17 protein-coding genes and 1 pseudogene are annotated in these 18,622 nt (G+C 35.9%); 4 read left to right on the forward strand and 14 right to left on the reverse strand.

All coding sequences use genetic code 11. The features are described 5' to 3' along the window. Positions 1–88: 88 nt before the first annotated feature. The 7 genes from Ana3638_RS19475 to Ana3638_RS19505 form a co-directional block, all read right to left on the reverse strand. On the reverse strand, positions 89–304 hold the full coding sequence (locus tag Ana3638_RS19475) for a hypothetical protein (RefSeq protein WP_161839511.1): 216 nt from the start codon (positions 302–304) through the stop codon (positions 89–91). 146 nt (positions 305–450) lie between these two features. Continuing rightward, positions 451–1,110, reverse strand: a complete 660-nt coding sequence (locus Ana3638_RS19480) for a TetR/AcrR family transcriptional regulator (RefSeq protein WP_161839512.1) — start codon at positions 1,108–1,110, stop codon at positions 451–453. Positions 1,111–1,433: 323 nt separating this feature from the next. Next, positions 1,434–2,615 (reverse strand): aspartate aminotransferase family protein, encoded by a 1,182-nt coding sequence (locus Ana3638_RS19485; protein WP_161839513.1) that lies wholly within the window; start codon positions 2,613–2,615, stop codon positions 1,434–1,436. Positions 2,616–2,626: 11 nt separating this feature from the next. Further along, complete coding sequence (gene argB, locus Ana3638_RS19490) at positions 2,627–3,529, reverse strand: acetylglutamate kinase (protein ID WP_161840643.1); 903 nt, start codon at positions 3,527–3,529, stop codon at positions 2,627–2,629. A gap of 187 nt (positions 3,530–3,716) precedes the next feature. Beyond that, positions 3,717–4,937, reverse strand: a complete 1,221-nt coding sequence (gene argJ, locus Ana3638_RS19495) for a bifunctional ornithine acetyltransferase/N-acetylglutamate synthase (protein WP_161839514.1) — start codon at positions 4,935–4,937, stop codon at positions 3,717–3,719. 71 nt (positions 4,938–5,008) lie between these two features. Further along, on the reverse strand, positions 5,009–6,049 hold the full coding sequence (gene argC, locus Ana3638_RS19500; RefSeq protein WP_161839515.1) for an N-acetyl-gamma-glutamyl-phosphate reductase: 1,041 nt from the start codon (positions 6,047–6,049) through the stop codon (positions 5,009–5,011). Positions 6,050–6,271: 222 nt separating this feature from the next. Beyond that, complete coding sequence (locus Ana3638_RS19505; RefSeq protein ID WP_161839516.1) at positions 6,272–6,895, reverse strand: Maf family protein; 624 nt, start codon at positions 6,893–6,895, stop codon at positions 6,272–6,274. A gap of 406 nt (positions 6,896–7,301) precedes the next feature. On the opposite strand from Ana3638_RS19505, the gene Ana3638_RS19510 reads away from it, so the two are divergent. Together Ana3638_RS19510 and Ana3638_RS19515 are read left to right on the forward strand one after the other, a co-directional pair. Then, positions 7,302–8,525, forward strand: coding sequence for an argininosuccinate synthase (locus Ana3638_RS19510; RefSeq protein WP_161839517.1), 1,224 nt, complete (start codon positions 7,302–7,304; stop codon positions 8,523–8,525). A 496-nt stretch (positions 8,526–9,021) separates the two neighbouring features. After that, entirely contained in the window at positions 9,022–9,342 is a 321-nt protein-coding gene (locus Ana3638_RS19515) for a putative heavy metal-binding protein (protein WP_161839518.1), read from the forward strand. 130 nt (positions 9,343–9,472) lie between these two features. Here Ana3638_RS19515 and Ana3638_RS19520 read toward each other — a convergent pair whose 3' ends face one another. Both Ana3638_RS19520 and Ana3638_RS19525 read right to left on the reverse strand, forming a co-directional pair. Continuing rightward, entirely contained in the window at positions 9,473–9,853 is a 381-nt protein-coding gene (locus tag Ana3638_RS19520) for an alpha/beta hydrolase (protein WP_161839519.1), read from the reverse strand. Continuing rightward, complete coding sequence (locus Ana3638_RS19525) at positions 9,838–10,413, reverse strand: alpha/beta hydrolase (RefSeq protein ID WP_161839520.1); 576 nt, start codon at positions 10,411–10,413, stop codon at positions 9,838–9,840. The genes Ana3638_RS19520 and Ana3638_RS19525 overlap by 16 nt, the downstream gene beginning before the upstream one ends. Before the next feature lie 380 nt (positions 10,414–10,793). Here Ana3638_RS19525 and Ana3638_RS19530 point away from each other — a divergent pair, with 380 nt between their 5' ends. Both Ana3638_RS19530 and Ana3638_RS19535 read left to right on the forward strand, forming a co-directional pair. Further along, entirely contained in the window at positions 10,794–11,714 is a 921-nt protein-coding gene (locus Ana3638_RS19530; protein ID WP_161839521.1) for a GGDEF domain-containing response regulator, read from the forward strand. A 37-nt stretch (positions 11,715–11,751) separates the two neighbouring features. After that, the gene (locus tag Ana3638_RS19535) at positions 11,752–12,558 is read left to right on the forward strand and encodes a Cof-type HAD-IIB family hydrolase (RefSeq protein ID WP_161839522.1); all 807 of its coding nucleotides are present in this window, start codon (positions 11,752–11,754) and stop codon (positions 12,556–12,558) included. 168 nt (positions 12,559–12,726) lie between these two features. On the opposite strand, the gene pflA is transcribed toward Ana3638_RS19535, so the two are convergent. The 5 genes and pseudogenes from pflA to Ana3638_RS19560 all read right to left on the reverse strand — a co-directional run bounded on the left by pflA (position 12,727) and on the right by Ana3638_RS19560 (position 18,595). Further along, on the reverse strand, positions 12,727–13,467 hold the full coding sequence (gene pflA, locus Ana3638_RS19540; RefSeq protein WP_161839523.1) for a pyruvate formate-lyase-activating protein: 741 nt from the start codon (positions 13,465–13,467) through the stop codon (positions 12,727–12,729). Between the two features lie 186 nt (positions 13,468–13,653). Beyond that, positions 13,654–15,879, reverse strand: a complete 2,226-nt coding sequence (gene pflB, locus Ana3638_RS19545; protein WP_161839524.1) for a formate C-acetyltransferase — start codon at positions 15,877–15,879, stop codon at positions 13,654–13,656. 203 nt (positions 15,880–16,082) lie between these two features. Then, positions 16,083–16,804, reverse strand: a pseudogene (locus tag Ana3638_RS19550) (amino acid ABC transporter ATP-binding protein). Next, positions 16,791–17,504 carry an amino acid ABC transporter permease gene (locus tag Ana3638_RS19555; RefSeq protein ID WP_161839525.1) on the reverse strand — a complete coding sequence of 238 codons (714 nt, stop codon included), beginning with the start codon at positions 17,502–17,504 and terminating at the stop codon, positions 16,791–16,793. The pseudogene Ana3638_RS19550 and the gene Ana3638_RS19555 overlap by 14 nt, the downstream one beginning before the upstream one ends. A gap of 323 nt (positions 17,505–17,827) precedes the next feature. After that, the gene (locus tag Ana3638_RS19560; protein WP_161839526.1) at positions 17,828–18,595 is read right to left on the reverse strand and encodes an ABC transporter substrate-binding protein; all 768 of its coding nucleotides are present in this window, start codon (positions 18,593–18,595) and stop codon (positions 17,828–17,830) included. Positions 18,596–18,622: the final 27 nt, after the last annotated feature.

Here is an 18,622-nt window from a genome sequence, read left to right on the forward strand (position 1 = left end):
TCATATATTATTACATCCTTTTTTGAAACTTTCAGTTATTTATATTTTCTAATATTTATTATATTAGAAATGATGGTTGTTACCCCTGCTATACAACCTGCACCCCCCATACATATCCTAAAATAGTACCTGCAGTACCGGTAATCAAAAGACCTGTGCCAGCTAATAATCCCAATTTGGAACCAATTACAGAAACTTTTCTTGGCGGATGGGTTAATTTATTAACTGAATCATTTGATTTCTTTAGAATTTTCTGAGTTGTTATCCTAGTCGCCTTTAATATTTTTTCATTATACCGTTTCAAAATAAAACCTCCTTATAAGGAAATAATTAGTATATAAACCGACCGTTGGTTTCTATAAGCTTTTAAAAAAAGCATATTTCTTTTGCTTCCTGAATGAAACTTATTTACGAATGAAGCGCTAAACGAAAAGAATATGCCTTATGTTTTTATTTAGATACATTAAAGCCACCCATGCTATTATAATCAAAAATAAGCTGGTCTATAAGTTCTTCACTTAATATATCTACACCTAACTGTTTCATGATCTGCTGTAATGCGATCAGACGCTGCTTGGTCTGTAACTGATTTCGGTTGAATAATACGGGGTTAGTCCATATATTAAGTAACATCATAAATATTTCCGCACATTCTACCGGATAATCAGTCTGTATTGAACCATCTGCTATCCCCTCTGATAACAATTGGGATATATAATCTGCATCATCCTTAACATTACTTTTTATACCAGCTACTACAAATTGCGGGCTCTTAATCTGAGAGCAAAGAATTCTATTAATTGCATGTATTTCTTTATCGGATGCTATGGAAAGCAGAATTTTTTGTATTTTTTCTTTTGCATTTACCGCTTGTGTGTTAACTATCAAATCTTTTAACATCTGAGCGGCATAATCTGAACGCCTTTTAATAACAACTTCCAATATTTCTTCTTTTCCGGTGAAATGGTGGTAAATAGCACCTTTTGAAAGACCAAGCATGTCCATAATATCTTGAATACTGGTCTTATCATAACCTTTTTCAATAAATAATTTAGTAGAAGCATCTAAAATATGCTCAATCGTTTGTTCCGGGTATTTATTACGTCCCATTCCTTTCTCCTTTCAAACCGACGGTTAGTTTGTATTTATTGTAATTCTTTTCATATACTCTGTCAAGACAATTTTATGATTCTTTCTAAACCTATGAATAACCCTCCATACCAATCGATGGAATGGAGCGCTTTTGCACAACCGGAAGAAACACGCTTTGCGAGTTTCTTCGGTTCGCGTGCGCGTTCGTATTATTGCAAGAAGCTTGCTAATTCTCACTTTGCTTTCGCGGAAATAAAAAAGGATACTTTTAATTGTCAGTATCCTTTAATGTTATCGTATTTAAAATTTCTTTTGATTGTACACCACATATTCCCTTTAGGCTAAAAAACACTTTCCAAAATACCAATCATCTCATCCACATGTTCTTTCGTAATTATCAAAGGCGGTACGAAACGAATGATATTGGCACCTGCCGAAATGATGATCAATCCTTTATCCATGGCTTTTAATATATAATCCTTTACAGGTATCTTAAATTCCAAGCCCTGCATTAAACCTTTCCCTCTTCTTTCCAGAATAAAATCATACTTTACTGCTAATTCATCTAATTTTTCTTCCAGATATCCGGCTGTTTCGTTAACATGGGATAAAAGATTTTCCTTTTCATATAAATCAAATACTTTACTTACTGCTGCCGTTGCAAATGGATTACCGCCATAGGTTGTTCCATGATCTCCCGGTTCAAAAGCTGCAGCTACTTTTTCCGTTGCGGCAAAAGCCCCAACAGGCACTCCGCATCCTAATGCTTTTGCACAGGTAATAATATCCGGTTTTACCCCATAACCCTGGTAAGCAAACATTTTGCCGGTTCTTCCCATACCGCATTGAATTTCATCAAAGATCAGCAGTATATCCAGTTCATCACACAGGTTTCTTAAACCTGACAGAAATTCTTTATCTGCCGGGTAGACTCCGCCTTCACCCTGTACCGGTTCTACCAAAACTGCACATGTCTTATCAGTTATTTTTTCTTTTATACTATTCAGGTTATTAAAATCGGCAAATACGGTACCGCCAATTAGTGGTTCAAAAGGTTCCCTGTATTTTGGGTTTCCTGTAACAGATAAGGCACCCATACTTCTGCCATGGAAAGAGTGGTTCATGGAAATGATTTCACTTCCGGCTTGATGATTCTTATTATAATAATATTTTCTTGCAAGCTTTATTGCACCCTCTATTGCTTCCGTACCGCTGTTGGTAAAGAATACACGGTCCATACCGGATGCTTTGATTAATTTTTCCGATGCTTTAACAGCCGGAACATTATAATACAAGTTAGAAGTATGTATTAGCTTATCAATCTGATTCTTTAATGCTGCATTGTATTCTTTATTACCGTATCCTAATGCAAATACTGCAATGCCCGCAGCAAAATCAAGGTATTTTTTTCCTTCAATATCGTAAAGATAAACACCTTGACCTTTGTCCAGTACAATTTGGAATCTGTTGTAAGTATGCATTAAGACCTGTTCTGCTTTTTCAATATACCCATTCATCTCCATGATATTCCTCCTTACTTTCCTGTTTGGACCTTTTCATGTTCAAATAAAATTCCTTCATTATTCAGTATTGCTGTTCCGATACCACGATTGGTAAAGAATTCAAGTAAAAGACAATGCTCCATTCTTCCGTCAAGTATATGGACTCTGGATACACCGTTTCTTACCGCATCAATACAATTTTTTAATTTGGGAAGCATTCCTCCGCCAATATAACCATCTTTAATTAATTCATCTGCTTTTTCTAAGGTTAACACGGATATTAATGTATTCTTATCCTCCGGATCCGTATACACCCCCTCGATATCGGTAAGAAATGCTAATTTTTCAGCCCCAATCGCTGTTGCTACCGCACAGGCTGCGTCATCCGCATTTATATTATAGGCATGAAAATTATCATCCAGCCCGATTGGTGCAATGATAGGAATGAAATTATTGTCAATTAAGGTATTGATTAAATCAACATTTACTTCTGTTACATTTCCCACATATCCGATATCCTGTCCGTTGATTAGCTTTTTTTCTACTTTCAGAGTTGCTCCGTCTTTACCGCTGATTCCGACTGCTTTAACCCCCAGTTTTTCTATCATCTGTACCAGGCCTTTGTTAACTTTGCCTAGCACCATTTCAGCAACTTCCATGGTCTGTTCGTCCGTAACGCGTAAGCCTTCCACAAATTTAGATTCGTGTCCTAATAAACTGACCCATTTACTGATTTCTTTGCCGCCGCCATGTACAATAATCGGCTGCATTCCAACCAGCTTAAGAAGTGCTACGTCCTTAATTACATTTAACTGAAGATTTTCATCCAGCATGGCACTTCCGCCGTATTTAACAACTACCTTTTTATTATTAAATTTCTGTATATATGGTAAAGCTTCAATAAGCGTCTGCGCTTTTATTAAAATCTGATCCATATGTTCCATATCTGTCATTTCCTCCGGTTAACTATACTCCTGTTAAGATACTGTTTGTATATTTACTCATACAATATCTTTTGTAAATTGTCATATATCTTAAATTGTCCGCTGTTTTTTATATATAATGCTATGCCTAAATTCCCTGGCTTTACATATAAGCAATAATGAATATTTATAAATGCAATTAAGACCGATAATCCGCATTTATCTTCACATAATCATAGGTCAAATCACAGCCCCATGCGGTTGCTGTTCCCTCACCCATTTTAACATCCGCAATTGCCCGAACTTCTTTCGCTGACAGTATCTTGGTTGCTGTTTCTTCACTGTAATCAGTTGCCATTCCATTTTCAACAAGCTTTAATTTACCGTCTGCACTTTCAATATATAAATCTACCAGATCTGGATTGAAGTCTACACCGGAATAACCCATTGCACAAAGAATTCTGCCCCAATTCGCGTCATTACCGTAAACCGCTGTTTTAACCAGGCTCGAGGTAATAATGGACTTACTTAATATAACGGCATCTTCTTTACTTTTTGCTCCCACTACTACTGTCTCAAACAATTTGGTAGCTCCTTCCCCATCGGCAGCCATTTGTTTTGCCAGCTCGGTAGTAACAAGATTTAAAGCTTTGCAGAACTTATTATAATCTTCATTTTTCACATTGATCTCTGTATTACCTGCCAAACCATTCGCAAAAATTATCAGGGAATCGTTAGTGGAAGTATCCCTGTCTACGGATATCATATTAAAAGAATCTTTCACATCTGCACTGATTGCTTCCTGTAATAGAGATTTACTTATTGCTATATCGGTAGTTACGACCCCAAGCATGGTGGCCATGTTAGGATGAATCATACCGGAACCTTTCGACATACCTCCGATAGTAACTTTCTTACCGCTAATTTCAAAAGACACAGCAAATTCCTTGGAATAAGTGTCCGTAGTCATAATTGCTTCTGCTGCCAATGAACCGCTCTCAAGGGTATCTTCCAGCCCATCCGCCAAAAGTTTTGTCCCCTCCTTTATCACCTCAATAGGAAGCTGTTTACCGATTACACCGGTTGAAGCAGTTAAAACAGCATTTATAGAAAGCCCAAGGCTTTTTGCTACAGCTTCTGCCATTGTATAATTATTCTCATCACCTGCCATACCGGTACAAGCATTAGCTACACCGCTGTTTAATACTACAGCCTGGGCAGTTTCATTTTCTTTAATTATTTTTATATCCCATTTAACCGGCGCTGCTTTTACTACGTTTGTAGTAAAAGTTCCTGCTGTTTTAGCCGGTACAATACTGTATACTAAAGCCATATCTTTTCTTTTCTTTTTAATTCCGGCATAAATTCCGGCTGCTTTATATCCTTTTGCTGCGGTAACTCCGCCTTTAATAATCTCCATATAAAAAATCCTCCTGGCATTTTTGCCGATAAAAGTCTTATTTTCTCTTCCCCATAGTCAGACTCGTTCCTTTATGGAAACATAGGAACTAACTGTAATCCGCTGTTTTCCTCCAAACCAAACATTACGTTCATATTCTGGACTGCCTGGCCGGCTGCCCCTTTTACCAGATTATCCATTGCACCCATCATAATAATGCGGTTGGTTCTGGAATCAATCACAAAATTTACATCTACAAAGTTACTTCCTTCCACCCATCTGGTTTCCGGGCAAATCCCTTTATCCAATACTCTGATAAAATATTCATTTTTATAATATTTATCATATACTGCTTCAACTTCATCATAAGTTACCTTTTGTTTCAGATTCCCATAAGCGGTAATCAGGATACCTCGATTCATAGGAACCAGATGCGGTGTAAAATTGATTTTCATATCCTGGCCTGCCGCATAAGATAACTGTTCCTCAATTTCAGGGGTATGTCTGTGGTTAGCGACTCCGTATGCTTTCATATTTTCATTTACTTCACAGAAAAGATTGCCCAGCTTAGCGGAACGGCCTGCGCCGGATGTTCCTGATTTAGCATCTATAATAACTGAATCAGGATCGATTAATCCTTCCTTTAATAATGGATAAACGGATAAGGTCGTGCAAGTCGGATAACACCCCGGATTGGCAATCAATCTTGCCTTTTTAATCTGATCCCGGTTAATTTCACATAATCCATATACTGCTTCATGAATAAACTGCGGGCTTTGATGTGTAATCCCATACCATTCTTCATAAATACTTACATCTTTGATTCTGAAGTCTGCGCTTAAATCGATAATTTTTACTTTGGATAATATATCACTGTTCACTAAGGAAGCACATAATCCCTGGGGTGTTGCTGTGAATATAACATCCACATTCTCTGCCAGCTCCTCCATATTATCATCCATACATGTAGCATCTACTAACTGAAACATATTCTGAAAGACTTCATAGTACTTCTTATCTATATAACTCTTAGATCCAAACCATACTATCCTGGCTTCTTTGTGTTGTAAAAGTAATCTGACTAACTCCTGTCCGGCATAACCGGTTGATCCAATGATTCCTACCTTTATCATCTGTCTACCTCCGTTCTTTTCCTGTTTCTGAAATAATTGTTTATAATTATACATCTTAATTGATTATTATGCAATAGCCGAATTATAAATTTTTCAATTTTTTTCTATTTAAACGAGAAAATCCTTACTGTAAACATAATGTTTCTATCTTACAGGTATTAACCAATAACTTACTTTCTAATTTATTTTGTATATTTTTACTTTTACCTATATCCTAATATCCTATTGTTCTTCTCCGTTATTTAAAATATCTATGCCTTCTTCATATAACCTTGTGTATAATTTAGCAATAGGAAAACCTACAATGTTATAATAATCCCCTTCAATCTTTTCTATATTAACAGCAAATTTACCCTGTATTCCATATGCACCTGCCTTATCAAACGGTTCACCGGTGGCTATATACTTATCAATCTGTTTTCTTTTCATAGGGTATACCCACACTTCCGTCTTTTCGGTAAAACTGATTATTATATCTTCTGCTGCATTAAATTCATCTCTTTTTACATCAGATTTAATTATTACGGAGACTCCTGTATAAACCTGATGTCTGTTGCCCTGCAGCATTTGCAGCATAGCCCTGGCATCCACTTCATTCTTAGGTTTTCCCAGGACTTGTCCGTCAATTGCAACCATGGTATCCGCTCCGATTATGATAGCCTTTCCCTCTACTTTATCTGCTATATCACGTGCTTTAACACATGCTAGTTCCTTTACGATTTCCTCCGGTTTTTCCTTTGTGATAATCTCTTCTTTATCGCTGGACAAAACGGTGAATTTAACACCGACCTGTTCCAATATTTCTTTTCTTCTGGGTGAACCTGATGCTAAAATTATTTTATACATAATTACCTCCATATAAGTATTTGATTATTTTTATTCAATTTCAGACTTACTTTTATAATGCGTTTTAAAACTACTCTTATTTTATACATTATGATTTTATTTCAAACAAAAAAGAGGCATAGAATAAATCAACCTGACTGCCTTAAGGGCAGTCAAACTGCTTGTATCTATACCATAATCCTTTATTTGCTTAAAAGTAATTGTACCATTATTATACATTTATGTCCATCAATTTACATAAAAAACCGTTAAACAATCGTGCAAGTTTTCTATTAACATAGATTTGATGTGTATAATTTTAAATTTGCTATTGCATGAATTAACAAAATGATGTATATTTATAATAATTCAAAACAAGGTATATTTGCCTTGGCAACTATTTTTAAAAATCAGGAGGAAATATAATATGAAAGAAAAAGTTATACTTGCTTATTCCGGCGGTCTGGATACAACCATGATTATTCCGTGGTTAAAAGAAAATTACGATTATGATGTAGTATGTGTATGCATTAATGTAGGACAGGGAAATGAATTGGAAGGTTTAGAAGAAAGAGCTAAGCTGTCCGGAGCAACAAAATTATATATTGAAGATGTTGTAGATGAATTCGTTGATGATTATGTACTACCTTGTGTGAAAGCCGGTGCCGTATATGAAAATAAATATTTACTCGGAACCTCCATGGCAAGACCTGTTATTGCAAAGCGTTTAGTAGAAATTGCAAGAAAAGAAAATGCTACTGCTATTTGCCATGGTGCTACCGGTAAAGGCAATGACCAGGTACGTTTTGAGTTAGGCATTAAAGCTTTGGCTCCTGATCTGAAAATAATCGCTCCCTGGAGAATTTGGGATGTTTCCTCCAGGGAAGAAGAAATTGAATACTGTAAAAACCACGGCATTGATCTTCCATTTTCAGCAGACAACAGCTACAGCCGTGATAGAAATTTATGGCATATCAGCCATGAAGGTCTGGAATTAGAAGATCCTGCTAATGCACCAAATTATGACCATTTATTAGTACTTAGCGTATCTCCGGAAAAAGCTCCGGATGAGGGCGAAACCCTTACATTAACCTTTGAAAAAGGCATCCCAACAGGATTAAACGGAAAAGTCATGAAATCATCCGACATTATAGCCGAGTTGAATACACTTGGCGGTAAGCATGGCATTGGAATTATCGATATCGTTGAAAACCGTGTAGTCGGAATGAAATCACGCGGTGTATATGAAACACCGGGCGGAACTATCTTAATGGAAGCTCATACACAACTTGAAGAATTAATTCTTGACCGTGCAACTTTAACCTGCAAGAAGGAAATCGGCAATAAATTCGCTGATGTTGTATATGAGGGCAAATGGTTTACACCACTTCGCGAAGCTCTTCAGGCTTTTGTTAATGTAACCCAGGAGTATGTAACCGGCGAAGTTAAATTAAAATTATATAAAGGAAATATTATTAAGCAGGGTACCACTTCTCCATATTCCCTATATAATGAAAGCATTGCTTCCTTTACTACGGGTGATTTGTATAACCACCATGATGCGGAGGGATTTATTAACCTTTTCGGCCTCTCTTTAAAGGTTCGTGCTATGAAGATGGCTGCTGTTGAAGCTGAAAAAAATAAGAAATAATATTTTGCCTTGGCAAACTTTTCTTGAAATAAAAACCATGAGATCAAACAGTTGCTCACATTCAGCCATTAAATCCACCAATTTTAGAAGCAGCTTTGCCTGATTCTGAAATGAAGTATAATTTTTAAGTAAATTATTTTGTAATCGCATACAAATATTTTAACATAGATCCCTTACTTTTCGAAGTTTGGGATTTATTTTTTGTCTAAAAAGCAGGACGGCGCCTCAGAAATCTTGAATGTTTATCACATAGATAATCACACGCTATTTTGATACCCTAAAATGTGATAAACATCTCTAATGAAATAGGACGCCGCATTTAGTGCGACAGCCCCATTTTTATAAGACAAAGCGACTAATATAAGCCCCTTTGCTAAAAATTTCCTGTCTTTATTTCTAATTTAAATTTAATTATTCTTTTATTTTGTTGTAAACTATATGATATATAGTAAAATATATTAAAAAGTTTACTTGTTTTATGAAAGGAGCAAATTAAATGATTATTACAACTACACCTTCGGTTGAAGGAAAAACAATTTCGGAATATAAGGGTGTCGTATTTGGTGAAGTTATTTCCGGTGTTAACTTTATAAAAGATTTTACAGCGGGTCTTTCTAATTTTTTTGGCGGCCGTTCAGGAACCTATGAAGAAGAATTAATTCAGGCGAGGGAAAATGCCATGAAAGAAATGGAAAATCGAGCCAGACAGTTAGGCGCCGATGCCATAGTTGGAGTGGATATTGATTATGAAGTACTCGGAGCCGATAACGGTATGCTTATGGTCACCGCATCCGGCACTGCTGTCAGACTCAAATAAAACTAAAGTAATTTTAATATAAACGGTAAATTACTAAAGATAGTTTATCTGCCCATTTACTTCAACCGTTTTCTGTTGATTTCACAGATAATAATGATTATAAAATGAATTATCCGACATTCGGAAATGATTAATCAAAATAATATGTTTCCAGAAACTTATCTAAAACCATTTTATATTCCGTCGGATTCTTCTGGCAGGACTGTGCATGTTTTGCATAGTGAGCCAAATAAATCTCTTTCTTACCCGGTTTGGCATCATACATGGCCTGAGACATGTAATAAGGTACGAAATCATCTTCCAGTCCATGTATAAACAGAATCGGTATATTACTCTTAACAGCTGCATCCATTGGAACAACATCATGGATCCAGAAACCGGCCCGAATCTTAATTAAAACCTCGGCTAAAGGTAAAAAAGGGAATGTGGGGAGATGATAATATTTCTTTAATTGGTAACGGATTAATTCTTCCAAAGAGGAATAGGAACAATCTGCTATTGTACAGCGCACTCTCCCATCGATAGCATGATGGGATAATACCGTTGCTCCCCCATAGATTCACCGTGGGTTACAATAGCAAGATTGGGGCCGTATTCTGAATAACACCAATCCAATACCGTCTGTAAATCAAACTTTTCATAATAACCCATAGTTGTATAAGCCTTACCGCTTAAACCATGATTTCTATGATCATATGTAAGTACCGTAATGCCTTTTTTTAAAAACATGGAAGCATATATCATACTGCTGTATTTACCGCAGGTATAACCATGGCAGATAATTGCTATTTTTAACTTAGTATCCGGATTCAGAAATTGCTCTTTACTTATTTCATTATTGATTAATTGGCAGGATAAATCATATCCATATCGTGATTTTATTATAAAATCTTCCTTTTCCAGGCTTTGGTATTCTTTCTCGTTAAGCCTTCCCTCTTCAATCTCTCTTTGATAGAGTTTATCATAGGCTAATACCTTAGGTCTTAGAACTATATTGGATAAAACCCAGGAAGCTGCTGCCAGCAAAATAACCACGGCGAGGAAAATGAACAAAATAATATAACCTAACATATTTTTCTCCTATCTGTCTTTCACAAAATTATATATAATACGGGATTTAAATATGTCTGATTACCCGTTGCTGCCTGATAAAATAATTATGAAAATAAATACCCGTATGAATTATTTTAACATAAGTTTATTTAAAAAATCATTGATATTTTATTAAGAATTTCTTTATAATCTCCGATTGGAATCTGATTAGGGTTTCCTTTCTTATATTATCCACCAATTGGGTAATGTAAAATCCGAATTATTATAAAATAGCGTCTTATTCGGCAAAATAATTTAACAACTTACAGTATTGAATTTTTAGCTAAAATGCTTTACTATTAATTTAGTAATAAAATGTGGCTTGTAACAGATTTTGATATTTATGCAAGGAGAATATTATGGAAAAAGACACCATATTAGTAGTGGATGATAGCGATATCATATGCAGTATTGTAAAAGGAATATTGGAGACACCATCTTTGCATATTTATATAGTCCATTCCGGTGAAGAGGGGATTATTGCAGCAAAAAAATTACATCCTACGCTTATACTGCTAGATATAATTATGAACGGTATAGACGGATATGAAACCTGCCAAATCCTAAAATCCAGTGACGAGACCAAGGATATCCCTGTAATTTTTATAACCGGCAACAACGATTCGGATTCCGTATTAAAAGGATTTGAAGTCGGTGCAGCAGATTATGTATCAAAGCCTTTTATTCCTGAAGAATTAAAGGCTCGTGTTAAAGTTCATATGCAAAATATCAAAATCCAGAGGGAACTGCAGTTTTTAATGAAAGAGTTAAAAGAAATGGCTGTTACGGATTATCTGACTAAGCTATATAACCGCCGTTATTTTGCAGATCAATTACAAGTTTACGTAACGCAATACATGTTACCTATTTTTCTATTATTATTTGATATTGATAACTTTAAAAAGATAAATGATAGCTATGGGCATAATGCAGGTGATATGGTATTAGTCACCGTTTCCAATATATTTAAGCTGCTGCTTCGGGAAGAGGACATCCTAAGCCGCTGGGGCGGAGAAGAATTTATGATATGCTTACCTAATATTTCGGAAGAGGAAACCATTGACCTGGCGAACAAACTTCGAAAGGAAGTAAGTAAGTACACCTTTAACTGTGATAATAATACCTTCCAATGTACGATTACGGGAGGTATTATTAAGTATGACCGCTCCATTTCCGCTGAAAAAAACTACAGCAACGTGGATCAGGCATTATATCTTGGTAAATCATCAGGAAAAAACCGCTGCATATATAACGATCCAATACTGGAAAGTACGAATTAACAAAATAATCAAAGAGAAATCCGATAAGGAGATACCAATGGCATATGAAATACTGGTTTTAGATATTGATGGAACATTAACGAATTCAAAGAAAGAAATTTCCAATAAAACTCTGGATTCTATTATGAAGATACAGGAACGGGGTCACAAAGTAGTATTGGCCTCCGGACGCCCTACCCCGGGAGTACTTCCCTTAGCCAATAAGTTAAAACTATCCGAGTACAACGGATACATATTATCTTTTAACGGTGCTAAAATAATCAACTGCAATACCAATGAGATTATATATCAAAAAGTTCTTCCAGGTGATATAATACCCAGGTTACACAAGGCAGCATCAGAAAATTCCGTTGGTATTATTTCTTATGAAGATAACTGTATTATTACTGATTCGGAAATTGATGAATTTATGGAGACTGAGGCAAGAATTAATGGTATACCCATTAAAAAGGTAAACGATTTTCCGTCCTATATTAATTTTAATGTGAATAAATGCCTGATGACCGGACACAGTGCCAAACTTGAGAAAGTCGAAGTTATAATGAGAGAAAAGTTTGGTCAACAACTCAGTATATACCGGTCGGAACCTTTTTTTCTGGAACTGATGCCCCAAAACATTGACAAAGCATATTCTCTGGGCAAATTATTGGACTACCTCGGCTTATCAAAGGAACAAATGATCAGCTGTGGTGACGGGTATAACGATTTATCCATGATTCAGTATGCAGGAATGGGCGTAGCTATGGCAAACGCACAGGATGTAGTTAAAAAAGCAGCCGATTATATTACCTTATCCAATGATGATGACGGTATAGCCCATGTTATAAATGAATTCATGTTATAAAATTTGCCGCAAAACTAATGCGAAAGTCAAAGCGGATATTCGCACTCCGCTGCGCTACTTACTTGTAAGGTTAAATTGGAGTATCCTGATTGTATAGGCAACACTGCAATAAATTTCAGTTGTTGTTTTATACGAATCAGGATACTCCGCTTACATTATATATCTCTGTCAGGCATTAACAGATATTACTTTACCGCTTAATTCTAATATATTTTTCACTTCTGTCATTAATTCTTTACTTGGTTCTTTTGTCTGAGATAGCTTATACTCCAAACCAAGTTCTTTCCATTTGTATTCACCCATCTTGTGAAAGCCTAATAATTCTATCTTACTAACGTTAGGATAATTGCGAAGATGACTGGATAACTCTTTTATACTGTCTTTATTATCCGTCAGACCAGGAACCAGAACATATCTGACCCATGTGTTGATATTCTTCTCTCTTAAATAATCCAGGAATTCCAGAGTTGGACAAAGGGATACTCCTGTAACTTCTTCATAGACTATTGGATTATAGTTTTTTATGTCAAGCAATACGATATCTGTATATTCTAAAATTTCTTTTACACCATCATTCCATATAAAACCAGAGGTATCAAGGGCAACCGATATTCCCTCTGCTTTACATAGTTTGGACATTTCTAATATAAACCCTTGCTGCATTAAAGGCTCTCCGCCTGTAAAAGTAACGCCTCCGCCGGAAAATCCCATGTAAGATTTATATTTTACTATTTCTTTCATCAACTGTTCCGGTGTATATTCCATTCCTTTATTGGTATCCCAGGTATCCGGGTTATGACAGAATTGACACCTTAAAGGGCATCCCTGCATAAAAACAACAAAGCGTATGCCAGGTCCGTCCACAGTTCCGCAACTTTCAAGGGAATGAACTCTTCCAATTACATTCATATTATTCACCTTACCTTTCCAGTTTTAAGATATTTTGCTGATATCTCATTGTTTGTTATTGTATCAATATAACCTTTATATAGATAAATTATTAAAACTAGAACCTAATTGAAATCATACGTACAATTAAGCTTGCTCCTAAACTTTACACTATTAGGAACAAGCTTTGTAATATACTATATCATTTTATCTTTCATGGAAAGTACGGTTAATAACATCTAACTGCTGCTCACGATTTAATTTAATAAAATTAACAGCATAACCGGATACACGAATAGTAAGCTGAGGATATTTTTCCGGATGCTCCATCGCATCCAATAAGGTTTCGCGATCGAATACATTTACATTTATATGATGTCCTTTATCGCAGAAATAACCGTCCAGCATACCAACAAGATTGTTAATTCTTTCATCCAGATTCTTACCAAGAGCTCTTGGTACGATAGAGAAAGTATAGGAAATACCATCCTCTGCATGTTTATAAGGAAGTTTAGCAACCGATGCCATCGATGCTATCGCACCTTTTTTATCTCTTCCGTGCATTGGATTTGCACCTGGTGCAAAAGGTTCTCCGGCTTTACGGCCATCCGGAGTATTTCCGGTCTTCTTGCCGTATACAACGTTGGATGTTATAGTCAATACGGATAGCGTCTGTTTTGCGCTGCGGTAAGTCTTAACTTTACGTAATTTATTCATAAATCGCTCAACCAAATCTACCGCTATCTGGTCTACGCGGTCATCATTATTACCAAAAGCAGGATATTCTCCTTCGATTTTATAATCTACGGCTAATCCTTCTTCATTACGAAGTACTTTTACTTTTGCATATTTTATAGCGGAAAGGGAGTCAGCCACTACGGAAAGTCCCGCTATACCACAAGCCTCCGTACGTAATATCTCTATATCATGAAGTGCCATCTGTAAACGCTCGTAATTATATTTATCATGCATAAAATGAATGACATTTAAAGTATTGATATATAACTCGGAAAGCCAATCCAATGTCTGATCAAACTTAGACATTACTTCATCATACTCTAAATAGTCACCGGTGATCGGTGCAAATAACGGTCCAACCTGCTCTCCGGATTTTTCATCTTTACCACCATTGATTGCGTATAACAATGCTTTTGCAAGGTTTGCACGGGCACCGAAGAACTGCATCTGTTTACCGATTCTCATAGCCGATACACAACAAGCGATACCATAATCATCACCCCATACTTCACGCATGATATCATCGTTTTCGTATTGAATGGAACTGGTATCTATAGAAACCTTCGCACAGAATTGCTTAAATGATTCCGGCAGGAAATTTGACCATAACACCGTTAAATTGGGTTCGGGTGCAGGTCCTAAGTTATATAACGTATGAAGGATACGGAAACTGCTTTTTGTTATAAGTGTTCTTCCGTCCATTCCCATACCACCGATAGATTCCGTTACCCAGGTAGGATCCCCTGAAAACAGATCATTATAAGAAGGAGTTCTTAAGAAACGAACCATTCTTAGCTTCATGACGAACTGATCCATTAATTCCTGTACTTCAGATTCTGTGATTAAACCATTTTTTAAATCACGTTCATAATAAATATCAAGGAATGTGGATACACGGCCGAGACTCATTGCCGCTCCGTCCTGTTCTTTTATTGCTCCTAAGTAGCCAAAATATGTCCACTGGGTAGCTTCGAAAGAATTTTTAGCAGGTCCGCTGATATCATATCCGTAAAAAGCTGCCATTTCTTTTAACTGTTTGAGCGCTTTAATTTGCTCAGATATTTCTTCTCTTTCACGGATTTCAGGTGATTCCAGCGTATTTCTTTCCAGTAATTTTTTCTGTTCTTTCTTTTCTTCAATTAACCAGTCCACACCGTATAAGGCAACTCTTCTGTAGTCACCGATAATACGTCCCCGGCCATAAGCATCCGGAAGTCCGGTTATAATACCGGTATGTCTCGCTTTACGCATTGCGTCGGTATAAGCATCAAAAACACCATCATTATGTGTCTTACGGTTATTTGTAAAAATCTCTTCTGTTGTTTTATCCAGTTCATAACCATAAGCTTCCAGAGCACTTTTAACAACACGGACACCGCCGTTTGGCATAATACCTCTCTTTAAAGGTTTATCTGTCTGAAAACCAACGATCAGCTCTTTATCCTTATCTATATATCCCGGACCAAACGTTGTAATCGTAGAGGGTTTGAGAGTTTCCGCATCAATAATGCCTTTTTTAGATTCTTCTTTCATTAAATCAGAAACCTGATTCCATAAATCCTTAGTTCTTTGTGTTGCTTCAGCTAAAAAGGAAGCATCGCCTTCGTAAGGTGTATAATTATGTTGAATGAAACTTCTTACGTTAATATCCGTAGTCCAGCTTCCCGTATTAAAATCATACCATTCCTGTCTCATTGTTTTTCTCCTTTTCCATATAAGCTTTTTGTGAAATATAGTGAAGCTTAGCAATTAACTGCCAATTTTTTTATGCACATAGCACATTTAGTAGTCAAGATTGTTTTTGCCTCTATATATTGTATTATAAGATAATGTCCTGTAATGTCAAGTGCTTTGTTATGGAAAAATTATCAATAAGACAAAACTGTAACTTAAATGTTTTATAATACCTTGGATAAAAATTCTTTCAATCTCGGATGTTTCGGATCATCAAAAAAGCCTTCGGCTCGTTTTGCTCTTTTATTTGTCCTTCATCGATAAACAAAACTCTGGTTGCTACTTCTCTGGCAAATCCCATTTCATGGGTTACAACAACCATAGTCATCCCATCTTCTGCTAATTCTTTCATGAGTTCCAGAACTTCCCCTACCATTTCAGGATCCAATGCGGAGGTGGGTTCATCAAATAACATTACATCCGGGTTCATGGCAAGTGCTCTTACTATTGCGATACGCTGTTTTTGACCGCCGGACAGTTGTCTGGGATATGCATCTGCTTTTTCTGACAATCCGATACGTTCTAACAGTTCCATCGCCCTTTTATTAGCACTTTCCTTATCCATAAGTCCAAGTTTAACCGGAGCTAAAGTTATATTTTCACGTACCGTTAAATGGGGAAATAAATTAAACTGCTGAAATACCATACCCATTTTTTGACGCAGTTCATTTATATTAGTTTTCGGATTGGTTATATCATTCCCTTCAAACCAGATTTGTCCGTCCGTAGGAACTTCCAATAAATTTAAACATCTTAAGAATGTAGATTTGCCTGAACCGGAAGGCCCGATAATTACAACTTTCTCTCCCTGCTCTATGGTTTCACTGATGCCATTCAGTACCAAATGGCTGCCGAATTTTTTGGTTAGATTATTAGTTGTTATCACCCTGACTCATCCTCCTTTCAAAGATTCCCAATAATTTGGTTAATCCTAAAACAATAACCAAATAAAATACTGCAGAAATAAGAAGCGGCGGAAGTATGTCCCATGTACGGGATCCGATATACTGTGCTGCTTTTGTCAGATCCGTTACCGCTATGATACTTGCAACGGAAGTTTCCTTAATCAGTACGATAAATTCATTACCTAATGCAGGCAGGATATTCTTTATTGCCTGAGGCATTATTATATAGAACATAGTCTGATTTGCATTTAATCCTAAAGAACGGCCGGCTTCCATCTGCCCCTTATCTATAGATTCAATACCTGCACGTACAATTTCCGCCACATAAGCTCCGGAATTAATACCAAAACAGGCGGCCGCAACAATAATTTCATTGGTATCCCTGGATGTAAATATCAGATTATAAATAATGAGTAACTGTAATATAACAGGTGTTCCCCTAATTATGTTAATATAGCAGTTGCATATGGAACCAATCCAGCGAAAACCTTTCATATTTGCGACAGAAACCTTTAATGTAGCCACCAGAATTCCGATTAAAACCCCGGCTAGTATAGCAATTAAAGATATCTCCAGAGTTACTAATAATCCATCCAGATAATATTGATATCTTTGTTCCGTTATAAAAGCATCGTAATACCGACTTATAATCGATATAAACCCATCTCTAATAGTATCCAACTTAACTTCTCCTTTTTTGAATAAATATATATATATTCTAATTAAATCTATTTGATAATTATATTTCTGAATCAGCCTGATAATTCTTATCTTTATTATATAATTTTATATTTATAAATTTATTTTACCTTTTATGATAAGTCAGTCGGTTAATTCTTATCTATAATTCTGTTTTCAAAATCATTAAATATAATATTAATGTTTATCATACCATAGCAGGTATAAATTATACATATAGTTAAAAACACATAATAAGCAGCAGACAAATAGGACTTCTGCCTGCTGCTTTCTGCATTTAAATTAATTGATTACTTGTTATGTAATCATTTTCCTGCATTTGTGTGTTTTGCAGTAAATTCTTCAATTTTGCCATCTTCATTTAATTTATTTATGACTTCATTGACTTTATCCAAAAGCTCAGTATTGCCTTTTTTTACAGCGATTGCATATTTATCTTCAAATAAAGTGCCATCTAAAATAGTAAGTGCATCATTGGATTCCACTAATTCCTGTGCAGGATATTGATCCATAACGATACAATCAATTTTACTGTTCTTTAAATCTTCAGATGCCTGAGAAAACTTAGTATAACGCTTAATATCTTTTGCCTTTATATTTTCCGTATCAGATACATAAAAATCCGCAATATTACCCTGCTGAACACCGATAATTTTATCATTTAAATCATCAACATTTTCAACTGCCGGGTTATTTTTGTTTACAACTACGACCTCAGTAGAATTAACGTAATCAACAGAAAAATCCATAACTTTCTTACGTTCCTCATTTACGGATACGCCGGCTGCAACCATATCAACTTTACCTTGCTGAACGGCAAGTAAAGCGCCGTCAAAATCCATATTTTTAATTTCCAGTTTTTTGCCCATAGCATCTGCAATAGCCTGTGCTATATCCATATCGATACCGACTACCTTGTCACCTTCCATGTATTCATATGGAGCAAAACCAGCTTCGGTTCCTACTATTAAAGTATCCGAATCTCCCCCATTACTAGTATCCTTTTTGGTGCCGCAGGCAACAAGTGATATAGTAAGGACAATGGTAAGCATTGCACATAATAACTTTTTCATAAATAATTTCCTCCTCAATTCATATTT

This window comes from Anaerocolumna sedimenticola, from assembly GCF_009931695.1.
GTDB lineage: Bacteria > Bacillota > Clostridia > Lachnospirales > Lachnospiraceae > Anaerocolumna > Anaerocolumna sedimenticola.

What these genes read in the sequence shown, in the direction of transcription:
- Ana3638_RS19480 (WP_161839512.1), bottom strand. Translation starts at nt 1,110, where the DNA reads ATGGGACGTAATAAATACCCGGAACAAACGATTGAGCATATTTTAGAT.
- Ana3638_RS19485 (WP_161839513.1), bottom strand. Translation starts at nt 2,615, where the DNA reads ATGGAGATGAATGGGTATATTGAAAAAGCAGAACAGGTCTTAATGCAT.
- argB (WP_161840643.1), bottom strand. Translation starts at nt 3,529, where the DNA reads ATGGATCAGATTTTAATAAAAGCGCAGACGCTTATTGAAGCTTTACCA.
- argJ (WP_161839514.1), bottom strand. Translation starts at nt 4,937, where the DNA reads ATGGAGATTATTAAAGGCGGAGTTACCGCAGCAAAAGGATATAAAGCA.
- argC (WP_161839515.1), bottom strand. Translation starts at nt 6,049, where the DNA reads ATGATAAAGGTAGGAATCATTGGATCAACCGGTTATGCCGGACAGGAG.
- Ana3638_RS19505 (WP_161839516.1), bottom strand. Translation starts at nt 6,895, where the DNA reads ATGTATAAAATAATTTTAGCATCAGGTTCACCCAGAAGAAAAGAAATA.
- Ana3638_RS19510 (WP_161839517.1), top strand. Translation starts at nt 7,302, where the DNA reads ATGAAAGAAAAAGTTATACTTGCTTATTCCGGCGGTCTGGATACAACC.
- Ana3638_RS19515 (WP_161839518.1), top strand. Translation starts at nt 9,022, where the DNA reads ATGATTATTACAACTACACCTTCGGTTGAAGGAAAAACAATTTCGGAA.
- Ana3638_RS19525 (WP_161839520.1), bottom strand. Translation starts at nt 10,413, where the DNA reads ATGTTAGGTTATATTATTTTGTTCATTTTCCTCGCCGTGGTTATTTTG.
- Ana3638_RS19530 (WP_161839521.1), top strand. Translation starts at nt 10,794, where the DNA reads ATGGAAAAAGACACCATATTAGTAGTGGATGATAGCGATATCATATGC.
- Ana3638_RS19535 (WP_161839522.1), top strand. Translation starts at nt 11,752, where the DNA reads ATGGCATATGAAATACTGGTTTTAGATATTGATGGAACATTAACGAAT.
- pflA (WP_161839523.1), bottom strand. Translation starts at nt 13,467, where the DNA reads ATGAATGTAATTGGAAGAGTTCATTCCCTTGAAAGTTGCGGAACTGTG.
- pflB (WP_161839524.1), bottom strand. Translation starts at nt 15,879, where the DNA reads ATGAGACAGGAATGGTATGATTTTAATACGGGAAGCTGGACTACGGAT.
- Ana3638_RS19560 (WP_161839526.1), bottom strand. Translation starts at nt 18,595, where the DNA reads ATGAAAAAGTTATTATGTGCAATGCTTACCATTGTCCTTACTATATCA.